The organism is Streptomyces phytophilus, assembly GCF_013870535.1.
GTDB classification, from domain to species: Bacteria; Actinomycetota; Actinomycetes; order Streptomycetales; family Streptomycetaceae; genus Streptomyces; species Streptomyces phytophilus.
Genome location: NZ_JACBXC010000393.1, coordinates 1 through 4883, shown reverse-complemented (window position 1 = coordinate 4883; position 4883 = coordinate 1). Strand labels below are relative to the sequence as shown.

General features: G+C 71.8%; 7 protein-coding genes. 3 read left to right on the top strand and 4 right to left on the bottom strand.

Going from position 1 to position 4883, the window contains the following annotated elements:
• Positions 1 to 982, bottom strand: a 982-nt coding sequence (locus tag H5J30_RS17645) for an aldo/keto reductase (protein ID WP_181788380.1), incomplete at its 3' end; no start/stop codon positions are given.
• 111 nt (positions 983 to 1093) lie between these two features.
• On the opposite strand from H5J30_RS17645, the gene H5J30_RS17640 reads away from it, so the two are divergent.
• A complete protein-coding gene (locus tag H5J30_RS17640) occupies positions 1094 to 1675 on the top strand; it encodes a TetR/AcrR family transcriptional regulator (RefSeq protein WP_181788379.1) in 582 nt (193 codons plus the stop codon).
• Positions 1676 to 1696: 21 nt separating this feature from the next.
• On the opposite strand, the gene H5J30_RS17635 is transcribed toward H5J30_RS17640, so the two are convergent.
• Entirely contained in the window at positions 1697 to 2494 is a 798-nt protein-coding gene (locus tag H5J30_RS17635; protein ID WP_181788378.1) for a class I SAM-dependent methyltransferase, read from the bottom strand.
• A 98-nt stretch (positions 2495 to 2592) separates the two neighbouring features.
• Between H5J30_RS17635 and H5J30_RS17630 the strand changes: the two genes are divergently transcribed.
• On the top strand, positions 2593 to 3213 hold the full coding sequence (locus H5J30_RS17630; RefSeq protein WP_181788377.1) for a CGNR zinc finger domain-containing protein: 621 nt from the start codon (positions 2593 to 2595) through the stop codon (positions 3211 to 3213).
• Here the strand turns inward: H5J30_RS17630 and sodX are convergent.
• Positions 3126 to 3560, bottom strand: coding sequence for a nickel-type superoxide dismutase maturation protease (gene sodX / locus H5J30_RS17625; protein WP_018835084.1), 435 nt, complete (start codon positions 3558 to 3560; stop codon positions 3126 to 3128). The two genes, H5J30_RS17630 and sodX, sit on opposite strands and share 88 nt — an antisense overlap.
• 148 nt (positions 3561 to 3708) lie before the next feature.
• Here sodX and sodN point away from each other — a divergent pair, with 148 nt between their 5' ends.
• Positions 3709 to 4104 carry a superoxide dismutase, Ni gene (sodN, locus tag H5J30_RS17620; protein WP_181788376.1) on the top strand — a complete coding sequence of 132 codons (396 nt, stop codon included), beginning with the start codon at positions 3709 to 3711 and terminating at the stop codon, positions 4102 to 4104.
• A gap of 166 nt (positions 4105 to 4270) precedes the next feature.
• Here sodN and H5J30_RS17615 read toward each other — a convergent pair.
• Positions 4271 to 4883: hypothetical protein (locus tag H5J30_RS17615; protein WP_181788375.1), on the bottom strand; the 613-nt coding region annotated here is incomplete at its 5' end.

Below are 4883 nucleotides of genomic sequence, written 5' to 3'. Positions count from 1 at the left end.
GCAGGATCGCCGGCGGGTCGTACGCCATGTCCAGCCGCCCGACCTCCGTGCCCGGCGGCACGATCGCGTCGATCTCGTCCAGCACGTCGTCGCCGAGCGCCGTGCCGGCGCCCGCGAGCAGGTCGTCGAGCTGCTCCATGGTGCGCGGCCCGATGATCGCGGACGTGACGCCCGGATGGGAGATCACGAAGGCCAGCGCCATGTGCGTCAGCGACATGCCCGCCTTCTCGGCCAGCGGGAGCAGCCGTTCGACGGTGTCGAGCCGACGCTCGTCGGCGAGGTGCTTGAAGCCGTAGGTGCCGCGGAAGGTGGCCGCCTCCCGGCCCTTGCGGTAGCGGCCGGTGAGCATGCCGCCGGCCAGCGGGCTCCACACCAGCGTGCCCATGCCGTACCGCTCGCAGACGGGCAGCACCTCGCGCTCGATGCCGCGGTCGAGGAGCGAGTAGTTCGGCTGCTCGGTACGGAACCGGACCAGGGCGCGCCGCTCGGCGACCCACTGCGCCTCGACCAGGTCGGAGGCGGGGAAGGCGGAGGTGCCGACCGCCCGCACCTTCCCGGCGCGCACCAGGTCGGTGAGCGCGGAGAGGGTCTCCTCGATGTCGGTGTCGGGGGCGGGCCGGTGGATCTGGAACAGGTCGACGTGGTCGGTGCCGAGCCGGCGCAGCGAGTCCTCCAGCGCGCGGACGAGCCAGCGGCGGGAGTTGCCCTGCCGGTTGGGGTCGTCGCCCATGGGCAGGTGCGCCTTGGTGGCCAGGACGACGTCGTCGCGGCGGCCCCTGAGGGCCTTGCCGACGATCTCCTCGGACTCGCCGTGGCCGTAGATGTCGGCGGTGTCGACGAAGTTGACGCCCGCGGCCAGCGCCTTGTGGATGATGCGGACGGATGCGTCGTGGTCGGGGTTGCCCTGGGCGCCGAACATCATCGCGCCCAGGCAGTAGGGGCTGACCTTGATCCCGGTCCGGCCCAGCGTGCGGTACTGCATGGCTCTCCTCCTGCGTGGACTGCGGGTCGAACGCCCCGGTATCGTGAATACGGAACGCCGTTCAGTTCCGAGAATACGGAACGCTGTTCCGTTTTTGCAAGGGGTCCGCGCATGCCTGAGCGCAGCACCACGGGGGAGCCGGCCCCCGGCCGCCGCATGCGGCCGGACGTCCGGCGCAGCCTCGACGCGCTGCTGACCGCGGCGGCCGAGGTCTTCGAGACGGAGGGCGTGGACGCGCCCGTACGCCGCATCACGGCGAAGGCCGGGGTGGGGGCGGGGACGCTCTACCGGCACTTCCCGCAGCGCTCGGACCTCATCACGGCCGTCTTTCGCAACGAGGTCGACGCCTGCGCCGCGGCCGCCCCGGCGCTCGCCGCGCAGTACGAGCCGGTGGAGGCGCTGGAGCGGTGGCTGCACCGCTTCACGCGGTTCATCGCCGCGAAGCAGGGCCTGAAGGCGGCCCTGCACTCCGGCGACTGCGCGTACGAGAGCCTGCCCGGGTACTTCCAGGAGCGCTTCGTCCCCGCCCTGACCCGGCTGCTGGACACCGCCGCCGCGACCGGCGGCATCCGCTCCGACGTGACGCCGGACGACCTGCTGCAGGCGCTCAGCAGCATCATCGACCCGGACGGCCCGGAGTACACGCGGCGCATGATCGGACTGCTCGTCGACGGCCTCCGCTACCGCGCCTGACGGCGGCCGCCGGCGCCGGGCTCAGCGCAGCGCCAGCACCGCCGCGTCCCGGGCCGAGGCCCAGACCGTACGGGCCTCGGCGAAGCCCGCGGCGCGCAGCGTCTCGGCGTGCCAGGCGGGCGCCTGGACGTCGCCGTCGGCGTGGCCCTCGTTCGGGTCGTTCGGGTCGCCGAAGATCACGAAGCGCTCCGCCGCGGGGCCGCCGAGCACGGGGTCCGCGGCGACCACGCGCCACCAGTCCGCCCAGTCCAGCACCCCTTCGGCGCGCTCGCGGTCCTGGCGCACCTTGCTCCAGTTGCGCACCGCCTCGTTGATGCCGGGCGTGGCCGGGTCGGGCATGTGGTCGGCGTTGACGAAGATCCCGCCCTCGCGGACGACGCCGGCGATCTGCCCGTAGAGCGTGGCGAGCTGGTCGGAGAAGAGCCAGTGCAGCGCGGTGGAGGTGAGCACCGCGTCGTACGCACCGTGCGGCAGCCGCGCCGTCCAGTCGGGCTTGGCGAGGTCGGCGGTGACGAACTGCGCGCGGGGGTCGTCCGCGAACGTGCCGCGCGCGATGGCGAGCAGCGCGGGGTCGAGGTCGACGCCGGTGGTGCGCGCGCCGGGGAACCGGCGCAGCAGCCGGGCGCTGATGCTGCCCGTACCGCAGGCCAGGTCGAGCACCCGCGGCTCGGGCCCGACGAGCGCCTCGACCGCGTCGAGCACCACCCGGAAGCGCTCCTCGCGATCCGGCATGTACCACTCCTGCTGGCGGTCCCAGCTCGCCTGCCACCCCTGCCAGTCGGCGCCCACGGGCGTCACGCTGTCGGTCGTTCCGGCCATTGCTGCCTCCCCTGCCTCTGCTGCGTAATACCCTCTAGTGGAGGTCGTCCATTACGACCCCGCCGCGTCAGCATAAGTCGAGCCCGTAAGGACTACAAGTGGAACTGGCCTATTACTCAGATATGGCCGTGCGCCTCGTGAACACCGAGGAGCCGCAGCGCGGCACCGACTCGCTGACCTCGCTGGACGCGGCCAAGGAGCTCTTCCGGGACAGCGGCAACTTCACCCGGCGGGCCACCGACGCCGACGTCAGCCGGCTGCGCCAGGTGCGCGGGCGGCTGCGGGGGGTCTTCGAGGCGGCCGACGAGGGCGACGAGATGCGCGCCGTGGACATGCTGAACGCGCTGCTCATCGACTTCCCCGTCAGCCCGCAGGTCAGCGGGCACGACACCCGCGACGAGGACGGGCGCCCCCTGTGGCACCTGCACATCGCCGAGCAGTCGGCGAACTCGGGGGCGGGCTTCGCGGCCGCGGCGTGCATGGGCCTGGCCGTGCACCTCACGGACTACGGCGTGGACCGCCTGGGCCTGTGCACGGCGCTGCCGTGCCGCAACGTGTTCCTCGACACGTCGACGAACCGCTCCCGCCGCTACTGCTCCGACCGCTGCGCGACCCGGGCGAACGTCGCGGCCTACCGCGCCCGGAAGCGCCAGGCCAGCGGCCGCACCGCGGACGCCGCCCACGACACCGCCGCGGGCACCGACCGCACCGAGCGCTGAAGCCCGCGCGGGGGGCGCAGCCGCAGGAGGGCGCGGGCCACCACCAGTTCGTCCGGTACGGCGCCGAACTCCCGGCTGTCGTTCTCCACGAACCGGTTGTCGCCGAGCACCCACCAGCCGCCGTCGCGGCGCGCCACCACCCGTTTCACGATCAGCAGATCCTGCTGGAACGGGTGGCGCAGCACCGCCACGTCACCGGGCCGCACCGCCACCCCGTACTGCACGAGCAGCTGATCCCCCGGACGCAGCGTGGGCACCATCGACGGACCGTCGACCGCCGCGAGGCCGAGGCGCTGCAGTCCTCGGCGCCCGGCGTCGTGCCTGCGCTCGTTCACCTGGCCCTGCATCGGGCATGCACCTCCGGCCTTTCGTCCACAAGGCCCAGCCTTCCACTGGACTTTTGACCTAAGCCCTCCGGGGCACTCGCGAATTTTCGTTCCCCACGGAGTAATGTCCCACCTGGAAGACGATCACGAGGAAGGACGGCTGCTTTCCATGTTTTCTCGCCTGTTCGCCCCCAAGGTGACGGTCAGTGCCCACTGCGACCTCCCCTGCGGCGTCTACGACCCGGCCCAGGCCCGTATCGAGGCCGAATCGGTCAAGGCCATCCAGGAGAAGATGCAAGGGAACGACGACCCGCACTTCCAGGCGCGGGCCACCACCATCAAGGAGCAGCGCGCGGAGCTTGCCAAGCACCACGTTTCGGTGCTGTGGAGCGACTACTTCAAGCCCCCGCACTTCGAGAAGTACCCGGAGCTGCACCAACTCGTCAACGACACCCTCAAGGCCCTCAGCGCCGCCAAGGGGTCCACCGACCCGGCCACGGGCCAGAAGGCGCTGGATCACATCGCCCAGGTCGACAAGATCTTCTGGGAGACCAAGCAGGGCTGAGCCCGCACCCGCTGCGGACACACCCGCGCGCCCGTACCGTCCCGGACGGTACGGGCGCGCACGTCTTCCGGCCACCGCCGCGGCACGGGCCGGCTCCGCCGCCGTGGCAGTTCCCTGCTACGCCCGCCCCCGGCAACTTCCTGTTGCCGCACGCGCATTGCCCTTCCTACTTCTTGAGCTCGGCGAGGGCCGCCTTCGTCTCGTCCTTCAGCATCCGCTCCACCTCGTCGGCCGACGGCGGATCGGCGGAGTCCGTCCCGCCGTAGTAGTTCCAGTCCATCTCGTAGGTGAACCAGCCGTCGCGCACGGCCAGGCTCATCGAGCGGCTGCTGTCGTCCTCGCCGTTCTCCTTGACGAGGTACGCCTCGTCGCCGAAGCCCCCGACGGACTCGGTCACGTACTCGTAGTCCTCGGTCGAGCGGTCCTCGAAGCCCTTGTACGTCGGGGCGAACTCGCCGGCGGGGTCCGTCGCCTCGTGCCACATGGCGCTGGCGGAGACGTACGAGCTGGAGTAGGAGTCCGGGTCGTCCTCGCGGTCCGTCAGGCTCCAGCTGCAGAAGCTCTGGTCCAGCCCCTCCTGCCGCGAGCCCCAGCCGGTGGCGTCGTCGGCGGAGTCCGCGACGTCGTAGCGCTCGTCGAACGCCTTCAGCTCCGTGGTCTTGCAGAGGTCCTTCTCGAAGCGGTACCCGAGGACCGGCTCCGGCTCCGACGAGTCGAACCCGCCGGTGGCGAAGAGCGCGCCCGCCCACACCGCGGAGGCGACCACGACGCCGCCGAGG

Bases quoted from the DNA above. Each gene is read 5' to 3' on its own strand.
- H5J30_RS17640 (WP_181788379.1), top strand. From the start codon at position 1,094: ATGCCTGAGCGCAGCACCACGGGGGAGCCGGCCCCCGGCCGCCGCATG.
- H5J30_RS17635 (WP_181788378.1), bottom strand. From the start codon at position 2,494: ATGGCCGGAACGACCGACAGCGTGACGCCCGTGGGCGCCGACTGGCAG.
- sodX (WP_018835084.1), bottom strand. From the start codon at position 3,560: ATGCAGGGCCAGGTGAACGAGCGCAGGCACGACGCCGGGCGCCGAGGA.
- sodN (WP_181788376.1), top strand. From the start codon at position 3,709: ATGTTTTCTCGCCTGTTCGCCCCCAAGGTGACGGTCAGTGCCCACTGC.